The 17704-nt window shown below is 31.6% G+C and carries 16 protein-coding genes; 12 read left to right on the top strand and 4 right to left on the bottom strand.

What is annotated here, in order from left to right:
* Positions 1-30 precede the first annotated feature (30 nt).
* Entirely contained in the window at positions 31-702 is a 672-nt protein-coding gene (locus KCTC32516_RS05315) for a LamG domain-containing protein (RefSeq protein WP_301402522.1), read from the top strand.
* An 80-nt stretch (positions 703-782) separates the two neighbouring features.
* A complete protein-coding gene (locus KCTC32516_RS05310; RefSeq protein WP_301402521.1) occupies positions 783-2459 on the top strand; it encodes an RluA family pseudouridine synthase in 1677 nt (558 codons plus the stop codon).
* 32 nt (positions 2460-2491) lie between these two features.
* On the opposite strand, the gene KCTC32516_RS05305 is transcribed toward KCTC32516_RS05310, so the two are convergent.
* Positions 2492-5152: a DUF5916 domain-containing protein gene (locus KCTC32516_RS05305; RefSeq protein ID WP_301402520.1), complete on the bottom strand. Its 2661-nt coding sequence runs from the start codon at positions 5150-5152 to the stop codon at positions 2492-2494.
* A 253-nt stretch (positions 5153-5405) separates the two neighbouring features.
* Here KCTC32516_RS05305 and rplM point away from each other — a divergent pair, with 253 nt between their 5' ends.
* From rplM to KCTC32516_RS05255, 10 genes are all read left to right on the top strand, one after another.
* Positions 5406-5861, top strand: coding sequence for a 50S ribosomal protein L13 (gene rplM, locus KCTC32516_RS05300; protein ID WP_301402519.1), 456 nt, complete (start codon positions 5406-5408; stop codon positions 5859-5861).
* Positions 5861-6247 (top strand): 30S ribosomal protein S9, encoded by a 387-nt coding sequence (gene rpsI / locus KCTC32516_RS05295; protein WP_301402517.1) that lies wholly within the window; start codon positions 5861-5863, stop codon positions 6245-6247. Before rplM ends, rpsI begins: the two co-directional genes overlap by 1 nt.
* A gap of 149 nt (positions 6248-6396) precedes the next feature.
* Positions 6397-7257: a 30S ribosomal protein S2 gene (rpsB, locus tag KCTC32516_RS05290; RefSeq protein WP_301402516.1), complete on the top strand. Its 861-nt coding sequence runs from the start codon at positions 6397-6399 to the stop codon at positions 7255-7257.
* Positions 7258-7281: 24 nt separating this feature from the next.
* Positions 7282-8253 (top strand): translation elongation factor Ts, encoded by a 972-nt coding sequence (tsf, locus tag KCTC32516_RS05285; RefSeq protein ID WP_301402515.1) that lies wholly within the window; start codon positions 7282-7284, stop codon positions 8251-8253.
* A gap of 164 nt (positions 8254-8417) precedes the next feature.
* Positions 8418-9125, top strand: coding sequence for a UMP kinase (gene pyrH, locus KCTC32516_RS05280; RefSeq protein ID WP_301402514.1), 708 nt, complete (start codon positions 8418-8420; stop codon positions 9123-9125).
* Positions 9126-9154: 29 nt separating this feature from the next.
* Positions 9155-9709 (top strand): ribosome recycling factor, encoded by a 555-nt coding sequence (frr, locus tag KCTC32516_RS05275; RefSeq protein ID WP_301402512.1) that lies wholly within the window; start codon positions 9155-9157, stop codon positions 9707-9709.
* 104 nt (positions 9710-9813) lie between these two features.
* Positions 9814-12195 carry an efflux RND transporter permease subunit gene (locus tag KCTC32516_RS05270; protein WP_301402511.1) on the top strand — a complete coding sequence of 794 codons (2382 nt, stop codon included), beginning with the start codon at positions 9814-9816 and terminating at the stop codon, positions 12193-12195.
* A 106-nt stretch (positions 12196-12301) separates the two neighbouring features.
* Positions 12302-13735 (top strand): asparagine--tRNA ligase, encoded by a 1434-nt coding sequence (asnS, locus tag KCTC32516_RS05265; protein ID WP_301402510.1) that lies wholly within the window; start codon positions 12302-12304, stop codon positions 13733-13735.
* A gap of 21 nt (positions 13736-13756) precedes the next feature.
* Entirely contained in the window at positions 13757-15214 is a 1458-nt protein-coding gene (rpoN, locus tag KCTC32516_RS05260; RefSeq protein ID WP_301402509.1) for an RNA polymerase factor sigma-54, read from the top strand.
* 3 nt (positions 15215-15217) lie between these two features.
* A complete protein-coding gene (locus tag KCTC32516_RS05255; RefSeq protein ID WP_301402508.1) occupies positions 15218-15817 on the top strand; it encodes a hypothetical protein in 600 nt (199 codons plus the stop codon).
* Here the strand turns inward: KCTC32516_RS05255 and KCTC32516_RS05250 are convergent.
* The 3 genes from KCTC32516_RS05250 to KCTC32516_RS05240 form a co-directional block, all read right to left on the bottom strand.
* A complete protein-coding gene (locus KCTC32516_RS05250) occupies positions 15812-16486 on the bottom strand; it encodes a porin family protein (RefSeq protein WP_301402507.1) in 675 nt (224 codons plus the stop codon). The genes KCTC32516_RS05255 and KCTC32516_RS05250 overlap by 6 nt on opposite strands.
* Positions 16487-16584: 98 nt before the next feature.
* Positions 16585-17061, bottom strand: a complete 477-nt coding sequence (locus tag KCTC32516_RS05245; protein WP_301402505.1) for an ExbD/TolR family protein — start codon at positions 17059-17061, stop codon at positions 16585-16587.
* A gap of 19 nt (positions 17062-17080) precedes the next feature.
* Positions 17081-17701, bottom strand: a complete 621-nt coding sequence (locus tag KCTC32516_RS05240) for an ExbD/TolR family protein (RefSeq protein WP_301402504.1) — start codon at positions 17699-17701, stop codon at positions 17081-17083.
* Positions 17702-17704 lie beyond the last annotated feature (3 nt).

Below are 17704 nucleotides of genomic sequence, written 5' to 3'. Positions count from 1 at the left end.
AAAATATTTCTGATACTCATAATCGTTTCCATGAGCAGTTGTACCAATTATGTACTCTTTAAAAATATTCCTGTAAGAAACGTTCCTTTTATAGAAAATTTTGACAGTCAAGAGGCTTTTAATACAAATTGGATAGACAACTCTTTTGGTCACCCTAAATCGTATCACTTAGAAAAAAATAGTTTAAAAATTACCACACGACCAAACAGTAAGGATAGAATAAAAGTAAAAACCAAACGTAAAAATTTTAACCTTGGCACTTATGAATGGAGCATTTACGTTCCAAAATTTGATTTATACGATCAATCTAGCATTGGCGCTTTTATTTATCATTCTGGAAAAATACCTTACGAAATAGATTTTGAAATAGGATCAGGAAACAAAGAAGACCGAGAAGAAGTAGCTGCAAAACCTAATGAAGCCATTGTACATTGCACATCACAATACAGTCCAAACTCATCGGGAACTTTTAAAGTAACTGCCGAGCAATGGCATACTTTTAAACTAGAATTGACTAAAATAAAGAATCTATATGTTATAAAATGGTATATTAATGATGTTTTGGTAAAAACATTGCAAACTAAAATAAAAACAAAACACAAGTTTACCGTTCATAACAGTCTAGAGAATTTATCGTTTATGGGAGAACATTTACCTTCTAAGAAAAACTATGTGTTATTTAATTCCTTTACTTTTAAATAAAAAATCAGTGACAACGCCATATATTTTTATTTAAACCTATTTTTATAAAGTATCTTTGTCCAGAATTTTATTCCACCTTTGTGTCTAAACATTTTCAACATTTCTCTACTCCAATTACAGAAATTAAACTTCCAACAAAGTTTACTTTTCCCTTTTATTACGAACCACATATGTTATGTGAAATCGCCGCAAAAGAAGTACAAGATTATTTAAAAACTCAAACTGATTTTGAACATAATTTCGGATTAGATTCCTCTAAAGAAGGATTGATTATTGGTAAAATGTTTGGTGTTTTGGTGGTGCAAAATAAACAAAAAGAAATTGGATATATTACTTCGGTTTCAGGGAAATTGGCAAACACTAATACTCACAAAAAATTTGTCCCGCCAGTTTTTGATATGCTTACCAAAGACTCTTATTTTTTACAAGAAGAAGCTGTTTTAAATGACATCAATTCTAAACTTGAAGATTTAGAAAAAAACACAGAGTATTTAGAGGTGATTTCTCAATTAAAATCAGAAAAGAAAAAAGCTGCGATTGATATTCGTGAGAAAAAAGAAGCATTAAAAGTTGCTAAAAAAGAACGAAATATTAGAAGAATAAAAGCGCAGTCAGAATTACAACTCGAAGCATATGCCGCTTTTGAAGAACGGTTAAGCAAAGAAAGTTTAGAAGCAAAATATTTTTTAAACAATGTTACTCGCTTTTGGGAACATACCTTAAACGCCATCAAAGAAAAACTTGCTGTTTTCGCAACTCAGATTGATGCTTTAAAAGAAGAACGGAAACTAAAATCGGCTGCTCTACAACAGTATTTATTTGAACAATATCAGTTTTTAAATTCCGCAAAAAAAACTAAAAACTTGTCTGAATTGTTTGTAAAAATAACAGAACAAAATCCGCCAGCTGGCTCAGGTGAATGTGCTGCTCCAAAGTTATTGCAATATGCTTTTTTACACAATTTAAAACCCATTGCAATGGCAGAGTTTTGGTGGGGGAAATCGCCAAATACAGAAGTCAGAAAACACCAATATTTTTATCCGGCGTGCCAAGGAAAATGCAAACCTATTTTAGCGCATATGTTAGCCGGAATTGAAATGGATACAAATCCGATGTTGCAAAATCCTGCAATCGGAAAAGAACTCGAACTCATTTTTGAAGATGAAGATGTCATCGTTGTTCACAAACCTGCCGAGTTTTTATCGGTTCCAGGGATTCACATTCAAGATTCTGTTTTTACAAGAATCAAGCAACAATATCCAACAATTTCAGGACCAATTATTGTGCATCGATTAGACATGTCTACTTCTGGATTATTAGTTTTAGCAAAAAACAAAAAAGCACACAAAAACTTACAACGTCAGTTTATCAATAAAACTGTTTCTAAAAAATATGTGGCTTTATTGGATGGAAACCTTAAAGAAAATTCTGGGACAATTAATTTACCATTACGTGTCGATTTAGATGACAGACCAAGACAATTGGTGTGTTTTGAACACGGAAAAAAAGCAGAAACTAGTTGGGAAGTTGTCGAGCGAAAAAACAATACAACTAGAGTTTATTTATATCCCATTACGGGAAGAACACATCAATTACGTGTGCATGCCTCGCATTCTTTAGGATTAAATATTCCTATAATTGGTGATGATTTGTATGGTAAAAAGGCAAATCGATTGCATTTACACGCAGCTTTTTTAGAATTTACGCATCCAACAACAAAAGAAAAAATGTGTTTTCATAAAAAAGCCGAGTTTTAAAACTCGGCTTTTTGGTATCTATTTATAATCAACTACAACATAAATCGATACGTTGCTTTTATCAAAAAGATATTGTGTGCTGTTTGCCCAAAAATATTATCGTTTAAACTTGGCAATAATTTATCCATCGGGTTTCCGTTTTTTGTTAATCCCTGAGACCAAACTAAGAAGACTTCAGAACCCGGAATATATTCCCAACGAGCAACCAAATTAGATTGAAACTGAATGAAAGAAAAATCTGGATTCCCAATAGAATAATCTGTTGTTGCATCCGTATTTTCATCAACCAAATAACTATCAGAATTAGAATCGTACATAATTTGATTGCTATTGTATTGTTGAAATCTGTCTGTAAAATTGCTCGCCAACGAATTGGCAATGTATTTAAAGTTGTTATATCTTCCTCTAGAAATAAACGGAGAACCATAATATTGAATGGTTAATTCTGGGGTAATTGTATAATTTAATCGCAAAGATAAATTAAATGTATCTTGGTCTAAACTTGCATTTACATATCTAGCAACGCTATTATTTCCACTTCCAAAAGATTTTGTGGTTACATATTGCAATTTTTGTTTGTTAGCACTAATTCCTGCTGATAAAGAAATATTAAACGAATTAATTGGCACGTATTTTAAGTTGATTGATGCATTTTTATTTGTAAAAGAATTGCTTTCTCCATTTACTTGTGACAACTCTATTTTGAATTGCATTTTTTTACGCTGATCACTTTGTAAATACCAATTCGTTTCAAATGATTTTGGCAAACGCAACATGGGTCCGCCACGCAAAGCCGAATCTGAATAATTTACCACTGCATAATGCATTCCGTATCCAGTTCCCCAATTGTTATTAAAGGTTGCATGAGAATTGTTATTAAAGCCTAAATAGGTGTGTTTTCCTTCAAAATTCCAAGAAGCATAATGATTATAATTTATTTGTAAAGATCTAAAAACAGAAAATGGTTTTAATGATTTATATGCCATCCAATTATAATGTGTGATGTCATCAGCATTTCGTTGAAAACCTATATCATTCATTTCTAATTCTGGTGAACGCCAAGTTACACCACTTTCAAAAAGGAATTTTTCTCCGCCACCTTTTCCTACTTTGATATTTCCTCCTGCTCCTGTTAAAGATGTTCTGTTTGGATCTACATTAACATGCGTTGCATCAACTCTTTGAAAATTATGTCTAAGACTTGTTTGCGTATTATAAATTGCCTGTTTACTTCCTAAAACTTTACTCATTACTAAATTTCCTGATGCGTACCAAGTTCTTTCATTCCACTGATGTTTAAAATCAATTCCGCCAGTATAAGCGGCATTATGAATATCCGTGATATTTGTATCAGTTAAATTTCTATTTGATGCGGTAAAGATTCCGCCAATAAGCGTATTACTATTGTTGTATTCTTTTTGCAACCTTGTTAAAAAGTAGTTTGTTAATGGTTCAATTACCTCTTGTCTTCGTGTTCCGTTATTGTCTATTTCTGCAAATTCTTCTTGAGTAACTGCTTCTAAAATTCCGATGGATAACCCAGATTTTGTTTTCCCAGAAAATTTTGCTGCTCCTAAAATAGTTGTATTCCCTGGTCTTTGTACAAATTCTCCTGAACTAGCTGTTGTTTCGCCGTGCGGACTTCTACCAATTCTTCGAGAATAAAAAACATTGTCTCTTGTAAATGGACCACCAGCTTCTGCTTTGGTAACTTGATAATCGAATATGTTTTTATTTTCTACAAAAAACGGACGTTGTTCTTCTTGAAAAATTTGAAAACCGTCTAATGAAATTGATGATGGATCGGCTTCTACTTGACCAAAATCTGGATTTACAGTAAAATCTAACGTTAAGTTATTTGTAATTCCAACTTTACCATCTAGTCCAAAATTGGTGCTACTTCTTTTTCCTGTTGCAAACGGATTTCCTAATACTTTTTCAAAAGTTTCTGTTTGCCCAACTGCATAAGGTTGAATTTCTAATTGTTTTTGTGGTTTGATATTTTTAATTCCGTGTAATTCTCCCATATTACTAATCCAGCCAGAAACAGTTCTTGGCATTCTTTGCCACAGCGTACGTTCATTTAATCTAAAATCCATTCGTTGTATTTGCATTCCCCAAACTTGTTCTACATCATCTGTAAATCGAATTTGAGAAAGCGGAATTTTAAATTCTGCTGTCCAACCTTCTTCGTCAATCTTAGTTTTTACAAACCATATTGGGTTCCAGCTTTTATCCCAACTTTTACCATTTAAAGAAGCAAATTCTTCTCCTTTTACTCCTGCAGCAGTCACTGTAAATGCAAAAGCGGTTCTTAAATCATGATAACTATCTAAATTAATTTCAATCCAATCTCCGTCATTTCCATCTCTACGAGACAAACGTTTTACAATTTTATCTGGCTCAGAATCGTAACACCGAACAGCTAGGTACAAATTCTTATCATCATAAATAATTTTAAATTTTGTTTTTTGAGTTGGTGGATTCCCTTCTATAGGTGATAATTGCGTAAAATTAGTATCCCAAGAAACAGCATTCCAAATTTCATCAGTAATATTGCCATCGATAATTGGTGCCGTTTTAATTTTTTTTGTAGTGTAAATTCTTTTTGTTACTTTTTCATCTATAGTTTCTTGACTATAAGTAATTTGCACAACGCAAAACGCGAGAAAAATTGAAAGTTTTTTTATCATTCTAATTCGTTGATTTAAACAGGAAAAGCTTTTTTATGTAAAAAAGACTTCAAATATTTAAGATTGTTACATTAACAAAACGAAAATAGAGGTTTAATCTCATAATTATTTGTTAAATATTCTCTGTATATTCTTAATTTTCAGCATCTAAAATAAACACAAACAGTATTTGTCAATTTAATATTTAGTTGTACCTTTGCAGACCTTTTTTAAGGGAAATTTTTATTTATTAATTGACAAAAACTAAAGTGTAATGAACACATTAAGTTACAAAACAGTATCAGCAAACAAAGAAACTGCCAATAAAGAGTGGTTGGTTGTTGATGCGGACGGGCAAACATTAGGTCGTCTTGCTTCTAAAATAGCAATGCTAATTAGAGGTAAATACAAAACCAACTTTACACCTCACGTAGATTGTGGTGATAATGTTGTCGTAATTAACGCAGAAAAAATCACCCTTTCTGGAAACAAATGGGCTGATAAATCGTACATCCGTCACACAGGATATCCTGGTGGGCAAAGATCGCTAACTGCAACAGAAATGTTTGAGAAAGATCCTACAAGATTGATCGAAAAAGCAGTAAAAGGAATGTTACCTAAAAACAAATTAGGAGCAGCTCTTTTTAGAAATTTATATGTATATGCTGGGACTGAGCACCTTCACACTGCTCAAGAACCAAAAGCTATTAACCTTAACGATCTTAGATAATGGAAACTGTACACAAAATAGGGAGAAGAAAAACAGCTGTTGCTCGTATTTATCTTACAAAAGGGAAAGGTAATATTACGATCAACAAAAGAGAGTTTACAAATTACTTTACCACTTCAACTTTACAATATAAAGTTCAACAACCTTTACAATTAACAGATAACTTAACGTCTTATGACATTAAAGTAAATGTTTTTGGTGGTGGTGTAACTGGTCAAGCAGAAGCAATTCGTTTAGCAATTACTAGAGCATTAGTTTCTATAAACGAAGAAGACAAAGCGCTTTTAAAACCTCATGGATTATTAACAAGAGATCCAAGAATGGTAGAAAGAAAGAAATTTGGTCAGAAAAAAGCAAGAAAAAAGTTCCAATTCTCGAAACGTTAATAGCATACTCGAATTTATTTCGATATTTCTATTCAAACGTGGCAGTGAATTGTTCATTTATAATTTAAATAAACAGTTTAGCATCTAAATAGGTAAGACTCTTTTTATAAGGCTACTTACTTATTGCTACAATTAAAAGAAAGTAAACAATGGCAAAAGTAAACATTAAAGAATTACTAGATAGTGGAGTGCATTTTGGTCACTTAACTAGAAAATGGGATCCAAACATGGCTCCTTACATTTATACAGAACGTAATGGTGTACACATCATCGATTTGTATAAAACAGCTGCAAAAATAGAAGAAACTGCTGCTGCATTAGAGAAAATCGCTAATTCAGGTAGAAAAATTTTATTTGTTGCAACTAAAAAACAAGCAAAAGACATCGTTGCAGAAAAAGCAAAAAGCATCAGCATGCCTTTCATTACTGAAAGATGGCCTGGTGGAATGTTAACCAACTTTGTAACTATTAGAAAAGCTGTTAAGAAAATGGCGACTATTGATAGAATGAAGTTAGATGGATCTTTTGATGCATTGTCAAAAAGAGAAAAATTACAAATCAACCGTCAAAGAGAAAAATTAGAAAAGAATTTAGGTTCTATTACTGATATGACTCGTTTACCAGGCGCAATTTTTGTAGTTGATGTTAAGAAAGAGCACATTGCAGTTGCAGAAGCTCAAAACTTAAACATTCCAATTTTTGCTATGGTTGATACCAATTCTGATCCTAGACCAATTGATTTTGTGATTCCATCAAACGATGATGCATCTAAATCTATTGAAAAAGTATTGAGTTTTATTACGGATGCTATTGCAAACGGTTTATCTGAAAGAAAAGCGGGAAAAGAAAAGACGAAAGAAGTTAAGGAAGAAGTTGTTACTGAAACAACTGAAGCTCCAAAAGCTAAAAAAGTAAAGGCGGTTAAAGAAGAGGTTGTTGCTGAAACAACTGAAACTCCAAAAGCTAAAAAAACTACGAAAGCTGAAACTTCAACTGAAGAAACAAAATAATTATAATTAAAAAATATACATAACATGGAAACAGTAAAGATTAGTGCTGCTGATGTTAAAAAATTAAGAGAAGCAACTGGAGCTGGAATGATGGACTGTAAAAAGGCATTAGTAGAGGCAGAAGGAAACTTTGATAAAGCAATTGATGTTTTACGTAAAAAAGGTCAGAAAATTGCTGCAAAAAGAGCTGATAGAGAATCTACAGAAGGTGCTGCAGTAACAAAAATTAACGCAGACAACACTGCTGGTGTTGCTATCGTTTTAGCTTGTGAAACTGATTTTGTGGGTAAAAATGAATCTTTCGTAACATTAGCTGGTCAATTTGCAGACATCGCTTTAAATTACAATAGCAAAGAAGAGTTTTTAACTGCTGATTTTGGTGGAATGACCGTTGCAGAAAAACTAGTTGAGCAAACTGGAGTTATTGGTGAAAAATTAGACATTACTGCTTTTGAAAGAATTGAAGCTGCTTATGTAGGTTCTTATACTCACATTGGTAAAATTGCTGCAATAGTTGGTTTAACTAGCGTTGTTGATAATGCGGATGTTTTAACAAAAGATGTTGCAATGCAAATTGCATCAATGGGAGCTACAACTTTATCTTATAAAGATTTTGATCCTGCTTTTATTGCTGCAGAAACTGAAGCAAGAATTGCAGTTATCGAAAAAGATAATATTGAACTAGGTAGATTAGGGAAAACATTGAAAAATGTTCCTCAATATATTTCTATGGCTCAGTTAACTGAAGCTGTTTTAGCTAAAGCTGAAGAAGCTGCAAAAGCAGAATTAAAAGCTGAAGGAAAGCCAGAACAAATTTGGGATAGAATTTTACCAGGTAAAATGGAAAGATTCATTTCTGATAACACAACATTAGATCAAGAACAATGTTTATTGGATCAAGTCTTTATTAAAGACGAAAAGAAAAATGTTGCAGAATACGTTAAAACGTATGGAGATGTTTCTATTAGTGGATTCAAAAGAGTTACTTTAGGGTAATCTTAAAAATTCTCAAGAACTATATTTAAAACCATCCTTTTTAGGATGGTTTTTTTATTTACAAAATCATAATCATCAATACAAAAAGCTTTCTAGGAAATTCTTATATTTGTCAAACCTTTGTTCTCACGAAAGTGGAAACTTTTTAAATTCAAAAGCAACAAATGCAATACAAAAGAATTCTTTTAAAATTAAGCGGAGAAGCATTAATGGGCGATAGAAGTTATGGAATTGATCCGCAACGTTTATCAGAATATGCAAAAGAAATTAAACAAGTTGTCGAAAAAGGTATTGAAGTTGCCATTGTAATTGGCGGTGGAAATATTTTCAGAGGAGTTGCAGGAGCGAGTAACGGAATGGATCGTGTTCAGGGAGATTATATGGGAATGCTTGCCACGTGTATAAATGGATTGGCATTACAAAGCGCTATTGAATCTGCTGGTGTTAAAACAAGATTGCTAACCGCTATAAAAATGGAACAAGTCGCAGAGCCTTTTATTAAGAGACGAGCAGTTCGTCATTTAGAAAAAGGACGCGTTGTTATTTTTGGAGCTGGAACAGGAAATCCATATTTTACGACAGATACTGCTGCCGTTTTAAGAGCTATCGAAATCAATGCTGACGCAATTTTAAAAGGAACTCGTGTTGATGGAATCTACACTTCAGATCCAGAAAAAAATATAGATGCCATAAAATTTGATACTATTACTTTTAAAGAAGTTATAGAGAAAGGGTTAAAAGTAATGGACATGACTGCTTTTACATTAAGTGAAGAAAATAAATTGCCTATTATTGTTTTTGATATGAATACAAAAGGAAACTTATTAAAACTAGTTTCTGGAGAAAAAATAGGAACAATTGTTGATAATTAATTAGCAAATATTTTATAAAATTTTAAGTAATGAACGAAGAAATTGAGTTTATTTTAGACAGCACAAAAGAACAAATGCAAAATGCAATTGAGCATTTAATAAAAGAATTAAGAGCTATTAGAGCAGGAAAAGCAACACCTGCAATGTTAGCAAATGTTATGGTAGATTATTACGGTTCTCAAACACCGTTAAGTCAAGTTGCAAATGTAAATACTCCAGACCCAAGAACCATTAGTGTTCAACCTTGGGAAAAAAACATGTTGCAAGAAATTGAAAAAGCCATTCAGGCAGCAAACTTGGGTTTTAATCCGATGAATAATGGTGACATTATTATGATTAACGTTCCGCCTTTAACAGAAGAACGCCGAATCAATTTATCTAAACAAGCAAAAGCGGAGGGAGAACATGCAAAAATTGGAATTAGAAATGCGCGTAAAGATGCAAATAACGAAATTAAGAAATTAGACGTTTCTGATGATTTAAAGAAAGTTTCTGAAACAGAAGTGCAAACTTTAACAGATAAATTTGTAAAAGAAACGGACACTATTCTTGAGGTGAAAGAAAAAGAAATTATGACCGTTTAATAAACAAATATTCAATATTATTAAAAAAAGGAGCGTTTTAGAACGCTCCTTTTTTTATGTGTTAGGTTCTTAAACATTTCCTACATTTGCATAAATTTTTACGCATGAATTTTTGGACCAAAGTTGCCGGATTGATATTGAGAAACAGGTATCTTGTTTTAGTATTAGTTGCTGCTTTTACAGCTTTCTTGGCTACACAAATGAAGTATATGAAATTTTCATATACAGAAGCAAACTTACTGCCAGAAAATCATGAAGCCAATATAGAATACAATCAGTTTTTAAAAATTTTTGGTGAAGAAGGAAATTTAATCATCCTTGCCGTAAAAGATACTACTTTATTTACTCCAGAAAAGTTTAATGCTTGGAATGATCTTACCAAAGAAATTGATGCTTCTAATGAAGTAGCCTTTTCTGTTTCTATTGCGGATGTTCAAGAATTAAAAGCTGACAGAAAGAATAGGAAATTTGTTTTAGAGCCCTTATTAAATAAAACTCCAACCACCCAAAAAGAAGTTTCAGCAATAAAGAAACAGTTGTTTGAGAATCTTCCTTTTTATGACAATTTATTATATAATAAAAAAACGGGAACGGTTCAAACTGCAATTTATATCAATAAAAAAATAGTAAATACGCCAGTTCGTAGAGATTTTGTCTTTAATACTTTAATTCCAACTATCAAAAAATTTGAAAAAGAGCACAATTTACAAGTTCATGTTTCTGGAATGCCTTACATACGAACCTTAAATTCTCAAAACATACAAGATGAAATTTTATGGTTTGTTGTTGGTGCTTTATTGATTACAGCAGTTATTTTCTTTTTCTTTTTCCGTTCGTATCGAGCAACTTTTATTACACTTTTAGTCGTAATGATTGGCGTTACTTGGGCATTTGGATTTATTGGTTTATTTGGATATGAAATTACCGTTTTAACCGCTTTAATTCCGCCTTTAATTATTGTAATCGGAGTTCCTAATGCTATTTTTCTAATCAATAAATATCAGCAAGAAGTTAAGAAACACGGTAATCAAGCAAAATCATTACAACGCGTTATTTCTAAAGTTGGAAATGCCACTTTAATGACCAATATTACAACAGCTTCTGGATTTGCAACTTTTATTTTTGTAAAGAGTGAATTGCTGCAACAATTTGGAGTTTTAGCCTCTATAAATATCATCAGCATTTTTGTTTTAGCCTTGTTAATCATTCCGATTATCTACAGCTTTATGCCTTTACCAAAGAAAAAGCATCTAAATCATTTAGAAAAAAAATGGATAGACACTATTGTAAAATGGATGGAAAAAATGGTTCGTCATAACCGAATTGCAATTTATATTACAGCAGTTATTTTTATCATTTTTGGAATTATAGGAATTTATCAAATTAGAGTTTCTGGAAGCTTGATTGAAGACATGCCTAAAGGCACGCAATTTTATAAAGACATTAAGTTTTTTGAGAAGGAATTTGGCGGAATTATGCCTTTAGAAATTTTTATTGACACCAAAAAAGAAAAAGGGGTTATGAAACTTTCTACGCTAAAAAAGATGGAAGAAATTAACGAAATTATTGAATCTTTTCCTGAACTATCTAAACCAATTTCTATTACAAATTTGGTGAAATACTCTAAGCAAGCGTATTATTTAGGCAATCCAAAATATTATCAATTGCCAACATCACAAGAGCAAAGTTATATTTTTGCGTACACAAAAAACTCTAACAACAACTCTAAAATGCTAACTAATTTTGTTGATTCTACTGGCAGATACGCTAGAATTACCACTTTTATGAAAGATGTTGGAACCGATAAAATGACGATTATTCAAGATCGATTAAATGCTGTAATTGCAAAAGAATTTCCTTCAGATAAATTTGATGTGCACTTAACTGGAAAAGCATTGGTATTTTTAAAAGGAACCAATTATTTAATCAACAATTTAATTCTTTCTTTATCACTCGCCATTTTATTAATTGCCCTTTTTATGGCTTGGATGTTTAGATCCTATCAAATGATTTTAATTTCTTTGATTCCAAACATGTTGCCTTTATTAATTACTGCCGGATTAATGGGCTTTATTGGCATTCCAATAAAACCATCAACCATATTAGTATTTAGTATTGCTTTTGGTATTTCTGTGGATGATACCATTCACTTTTTAGCAAAATACAGACAAGAATTACAAGCCAACAATTGGCGAATTAAAAAATCTGTTTATAGCGCGTTAAGAGAAACCGGAGTGAGCATGTTTTACACATCAATTGTCTTGTTTTTTGGATTTTTAGTCTTTACCGTTTCTAGCTTTGGAGGTACAATTGCATTAGGTGGTTTAGTTTCTGTAACTTTACTTTTTGCAATGGTTTCTAACCTGTTATTATTGCCCTCTTTATTGCTTTCTTTTGAAAAGAAAATTACCAACAAGAAAGTATTTAAAGAACCTTCTATGAAAATTTTTCCACCCAAGGAAAACAAGGAAGAGGAAGCAGAATAAATTCAAATTTTATTAACAAGCGTTTCGTTGTTAATTTTACGCTAAAAAGGTATCTTTGTCTTTCATTATTACCTTAGTAATCGTGTTAATTTTTTATTTTAAGAAGATGATTAGAAGTAGCGTATTAGAATTATTACAAGCAAAGAAAATTTTACAAGAAGTAACCGTAAACGGTTGGGTTAGAACTTTTAGAAGCAATCGTTTTATTGCTTTAAATGATGGCTCTACGATTCATAATATTCAATGTGTAATAGATTTTGAAAAGACAGATGAAGCCACAATTAAAAGAATTACAACAGGTGCGGCAGTAAGTGTAAAAGGAACTTTAGTTGAAAGCCAAGGAAAAGGGCAAAGTGTAGAAATTCAAGTTTCTGAAATCCAAATTTTAGGAGATTCTAATGCGGATGAATTTCCAATTCAACCTAAAAAACACAGCTTAGAATTTTTAAGAGAAAATGCACATTTACGTATAAGAACAAATACATTTAGTGCAGTAATGAGGGTTCGTTCTGCACTTTCTTTTGCCGTGCATACATACTTTCAAAAAAACGGATTTAATTATGTAAACACGCCGATAATTACAGGATCTGATGCAGAAGGAGCCGGAGAAATGTTTGGCGTTTCTGCTTTTGAAACCAACAAAGCTCCAGTTGATAAAGACGGAAACATCGATTACAAACAAGATTTTTTTGGGAAAGAAACCAACTTAACCGTTTCTGGTCAGTTAGAAGCAGAAACCTTTGCAATGGCACTCGGAAAAGTATATACTTTTGGCCCAACTTTTAGAGCAGAAAACTCAAATACAACACGTCATTTAGCAGAATTTTGGATGATAGAACCAGAAGTTGCTTTTATGGATTTAGACGGCAATATGGATTTAGCAGAAGATTTTATCAAATCGGTTTTAGCGGATGTATTAGAAACTTGCAAAGATGATTTAACGTTTTTGGACGAACGTTTAACACAAGAAGAGAAAACAAAACCACAAGCCGAACGAAGTGAAATGTCTTTATTAGAAAAACTTCGTTTTATTACTGAAAATAATTTTAAACGAGTTAGTTATACAGAAGCGATTGATATTTTACGCAATAGCAAACCAAATAAAAAGAAGAAATTTCAATATCCAATTAACGAATGGGGTGCAGATTTACAATCTGAACACGAACGTTTCTTAGTAGAAAAACACTTTAAATGTCCGGTAATTTTATTTGATTATCCTGCAACTATAAAAGCATTTTACATGCGTTTAAATGAAGATGGAAAAACGGTAAGAGCCATGGATGTATTGTTTCCTGGAATTGGGGAAATTGTTGGTGGTTCTCAAAGAGAAGAACGCTTAGATGTTTTGAAAGAAAAAATGGCTGCTTTAGATATTGATGAAAAAGAATTATGGTGGTATTTAGATCTTCGTAAATATGGAACAGCAGTACATTCTGGGTTTGGTTTAGGATTTGAAAGATTGGTCCAGTTTACAACCGGAATGGGAAACATTAGAGATGTAATTCCATTTCCAAGAACGCCACAAAACGCAGAATTTTAATATTATTTTATAAAAAAATAAATGCTCAAACAAAGTTTAAATTTTAAGCTACTACAAAAATTATCTCCACAGCAAATACAGCTGATGAAGTTAATTCAGTTGCCTACACAAGCCTTTGAAGAGCGTTTAAAACAAGAAATAGAAGAAAATCCGGCATTAGATACAGGCAAAGAAGAACCCGAAGATTTTGAAGATTCTTTAGAAAACGAATACGAAGATGATGGGAACGAAAAAATTGACACCGAAGACATCAATATTGATGAATATTTGAGTGATGATGAAATTCCTAATTATAAAACACAAGCAAATAATTATGCTGCAGATGATGAAGATAGAGAAATGCCGTATGCATCTGGCACCTCTTTTCATCAATCATTGCAAAACCAACTAAACACGTTTCGTCTTAATGATGAAGAAAGAAGTATTGCAGAATTTTTAGTCGGTAGTATTGATGACAGCGGGTATATCAGAAGAGATCTCTTGGATTTAGTAGATGATTTAGCTTTTACTCAAAATGTATTTACAACCGAAGAAAAAGTACTTGAATTATTAGTAAATGTTGTTCAGAAATTAGATCCAATTGGTGTTGGTGCAAGAGATTTAAAAGAATGTTTAATCATTCAACTAAAAACTAAATCAGCACAAAAAGTAAGAACCTTGGCGATTGCTATTTTAGAAACTTCTTTTGATCATTTTGTAAAGAAACATTACAATAAATTAATGGAAAAGTTTACCATTTCTGAGGAAGAACTTAAAGAAGTTATTCAAGAAATTAGCAGGTTAAATCCGAAACCTGGCAGTTCTTATGCAGGTAATAATAAATTTGCAGAACAAATTATTCCAGATTTCTCTATCAAAATTATAGATGGTGAATTAGATTTGACGCTAAATTCTAGAAATGCCCCAGAATTGCATGTATCGAAAGAGTATAATAATATGCTTAAAGGATATCAAGAGTCTAAGGAGAAATCAAAATCTCAGAAAGATGCTGTGCAATTTATCAAACAAAAATTAGATGCTGCAAAATGGTTTATTGATGCCATTAGACAACGACAACAAACCTTGTTGGTTACCATGAACAGCATTATGCATTATCAATATGATTATTTTTTAACGGGTGATGAGCGAAAGCTAAAACCGATGATTTTAAAAGATATTGCCGATCAAATTAAAATGGATATTTCTACTGTTTCTAGAGTTGCAAATAGCAAATATGTTTCTACACCTTACGGAACAAAATTGATTAAGGAATTCTTCTCAGAATCGATGAAAAACGATCAAGGAGAAGATGTATCGACGAGAGAAATTAAAAAAATATTACAAAATGTTATTGGAGATGAGGACAAAAGAAAACCTTTAACAGATGACAAATTATCTTTGGTTTTAAAAGAAAAAGGATACCCAATTGCCAGAAGAACCATTGCCAAATATAGAGAGCAATTAGATATTCCTGTTGCTAGATTACGAAAAGAAATTTAGTTTTTGAAGTTTCATAAATTCATATCCGTAATTTTACATCCAATGGTAATACCAACTATTGGAATTTTATTATTTCTATCTGTTAGCCCAAATGAAATCAAAAAAGAGCGTCAATATTTATTGATTAGTATTGTCTTTTTTTCGACCTATATTGTTCCGTTAATTTCATTAGTCATTTTAAAAACTCTTGGCGTAATCAACAGTTTTCAATTAGAAAGTATTAAGGAGCGTAAAACGCCACTTTTTATAATGCTGCTGATTTTTTATATTTTAGGAAAAATGCTGATTAACATTCCAGATTTTAAGGAATTAGGAATTTTATTTTACGGAACAAATGTTTCTCTTGCGCTCGTCTATTTATTATTCACTTTTCAAATAAAATCTAGCTTACACATCCTTTCTTTAAGTAGTACTTTAGGTTTTTTTCTACTTTATGGAAGCTTATATTCCATCAATATTTTACCAATTGCAATTATCTTAATTATTTTAACAGGAGTTTTAGCTAGCTCAAGATTGTATTTAAAAGCGCACAATCAAAAAGAAATTTATCTTGGATTTTTTATTGGTTTAGCAGGACAATTTATTGCTTATAGTTTATTATAAAATATAGAAAATTAATCCTAATTTTAAAACTTTTGTATTGATCGGACTTGTACCTAAAGTAGCTGATTTTAACAACGGAGTTAGCCCATAATACAAACTAAAATTAAAAGTAGAATAGCCAGCGGCTAAGGTTAAGCCGTATTGAAGTTTATTAAATCGTTCTAGATTATTGTATTTAGTTAACACATTATTTGTAGTATATTCTAAAGTGTTTTTTAAGTTATAACTAATTTTAAAACCAGTGTAAATTCTCCAAAACTTGTACTTATTTGCGGAGGATGTTCTCCATCTAAATTCAAAAGGAAATTCTAAAGAATGTAATTTAAGTCCGTTTGTGCTAACAAGATTAGGATCTACATCAACAATTACTGTATTGTTTGGTTTGGTGATTTTATATCCATGGTTAAAAGAATCGAATGCGTAACCTACTCCAACTCCTAAAGCGAGTCTTCCGCTCTTAACCAAAGAAATGTCTTTAATATAACCTGCATTTAATCCGTACGAAAAACCGCTTCCAATTACAGTATTTGGTTGATTAAATAATTGATTGTAACTGATACCAACATACAATTGATCTTCTAAATATTTATCCCCTAAATTCAACGAATCCTTTTGTGCGTAAAGACAAAAAGACAACATTGTAAATGCAATAGAAAATAGTTTTTTCATAATAAGTATTGATAAACTTAGAACGTTAAATATACAGTTTTTGTATAAAAAAAGGGCAATCGTTTGATTGCCCTTTTGAAGTATTTTTTAGAAATAATTTATTCTTGAATTGCTTCTGATTTACGACTAGATAAACTCAGTTTTAAAGCACCTACGTCTCTAAGTTTAAGTTTAATGTCTGTAATCGTACCAACGCTAGATTTAATATCTGCTTTAATAGAAGTTGTCATAAATGGAACTTCTGCATCAGATCTTTGAGATCTTTCGTTTAAAATAAATGCAGTTACATCATCTGCGGTTGCAATCTTATCATTCAATTGAATTTTATCTCCGCTTCCTAGTTTTTCACGTTGATCTTTTTTTGCTTTACCAACATAAATAGTACTAACCAAACTTTTATGCTCCAATTTTTTTACTTCTGTAGCATTAGGAAGTACTGGGTTTTCAATTTTTAAATTAGTCTCTCTCATAGTTGTTGTAACCATAAAAAAGAACAATAACATAAAAACAATGTCAGGTAAAGATGCCGTATTTACTGCTGGCATTTCTTTTTTCTTCTTTCCGAATTTAGACATATTTATTGTTTTTTAATAATTAAGATGTTGGTTCTGCATCAGATAATATTTGAGGATAGCTAGCTTTTATAAACTCAACCTTTTTCTTCAAATCTTCATTTTTTGGGTCCTTCTTAAAGTCATCTTCAAGTTGATTAAAAGAAACATTATACTTATCTAAAGCCAATCTATTTCTTAGCTCTGTATATGCTTTTAACAACTCGTTTTGCACTTTAATATACATTCCATATTCTGTACCTCTATCACTTTGAACAGAGATAATAGCTTTATTTGGATGATCAGAAGATGTCGGGCTTTTTGCTCCTTTACAATAGTTACAAAGACCCGTAGACACACCGTCTACTTCTTTTCCTTCTCCTCCTCCATTATCAATAAAATTCTTTGCAGCTTCTTTTAGTTCACCTATCTTCATAGTTTCACCTTCAACAAGCAACTCATTATTTCTATTGATATTAACTTCAAAGATATTTTTCTGTTTAATTACAGGAGGTACGTAATCTTTTGGTGGTTTTTCAGATAATTTTTTTGAAATACCTGAATCCACATCCATAGTAGTAGTTACTAGGAAAAAGATTAATAACAAGAAGGCGATATCCGCCATAGAACCTGCATTAATTTCTGGGGTTTCTCTTCTTGCCATAAA

The sequence above is a fragment of the Polaribacter huanghezhanensis genome (genome assembly GCF_030444335.1).
Classification (GTDB): Bacteria; Bacteroidota; Bacteroidia; order Flavobacteriales; family Flavobacteriaceae; genus Polaribacter; species Polaribacter huanghezhanensis.
Note: the sequence above shows the minus strand (reverse complement) of the source record. Positions and strands in the feature narration are given on the sequence as shown.

Coding starts and splice junctions, on each gene's coding strand:
- KCTC32516_RS05315 (WP_301402522.1), top strand. CDS start 31: ATGAGCAGTTGTACCAATTATGTACTCTTTAAAAATATTCCTGTAAGA.
- KCTC32516_RS05305 (WP_301402520.1), bottom strand. CDS start 5,152: ATGATAAAAAAACTTTCAATTTTTCTCGCGTTTTGCGTTGTGCAAATT.
- rplM (WP_301402519.1), top strand. CDS start 5,406: ATGAACACATTAAGTTACAAAACAGTATCAGCAAACAAAGAAACTGCC.
- rpsI (WP_301402517.1), top strand. CDS start 5,861: ATGGAAACTGTACACAAAATAGGGAGAAGAAAAACAGCTGTTGCTCGT.
- rpsB (WP_301402516.1), top strand. CDS start 6,397: ATGGCAAAAGTAAACATTAAAGAATTACTAGATAGTGGAGTGCATTTT.
- tsf (WP_301402515.1), top strand. CDS start 7,282: ATGGAAACAGTAAAGATTAGTGCTGCTGATGTTAAAAAATTAAGAGAA.
- pyrH (WP_301402514.1), top strand. CDS start 8,418: ATGCAATACAAAAGAATTCTTTTAAAATTAAGCGGAGAAGCATTAATG.
- frr (WP_301402512.1), top strand. CDS start 9,155: ATGAACGAAGAAATTGAGTTTATTTTAGACAGCACAAAAGAACAAATG.
- KCTC32516_RS05270 (WP_301402511.1), top strand. CDS start 9,814: ATGAATTTTTGGACCAAAGTTGCCGGATTGATATTGAGAAACAGGTAT.
- asnS (WP_301402510.1), top strand. CDS start 12,302: ATGATTAGAAGTAGCGTATTAGAATTATTACAAGCAAAGAAAATTTTA.
- rpoN (WP_301402509.1), top strand. CDS start 13,757: ATGCTCAAACAAAGTTTAAATTTTAAGCTACTACAAAAATTATCTCCA.
- KCTC32516_RS05250 (WP_301402507.1), bottom strand. CDS start 16,486: ATGAAAAAACTATTTTCTATTGCATTTACAATGTTGTCTTTTTGTCTT.
- KCTC32516_RS05245 (WP_301402505.1), bottom strand. CDS start 17,061: ATGTCTAAATTCGGAAAGAAGAAAAAAGAAATGCCAGCAGTAAATACG.
- KCTC32516_RS05240 (WP_301402504.1), bottom strand. CDS start 17,701: ATGGCAAGAAGAGAAACCCCAGAAATTAATGCAGGTTCTATGGCGGAT.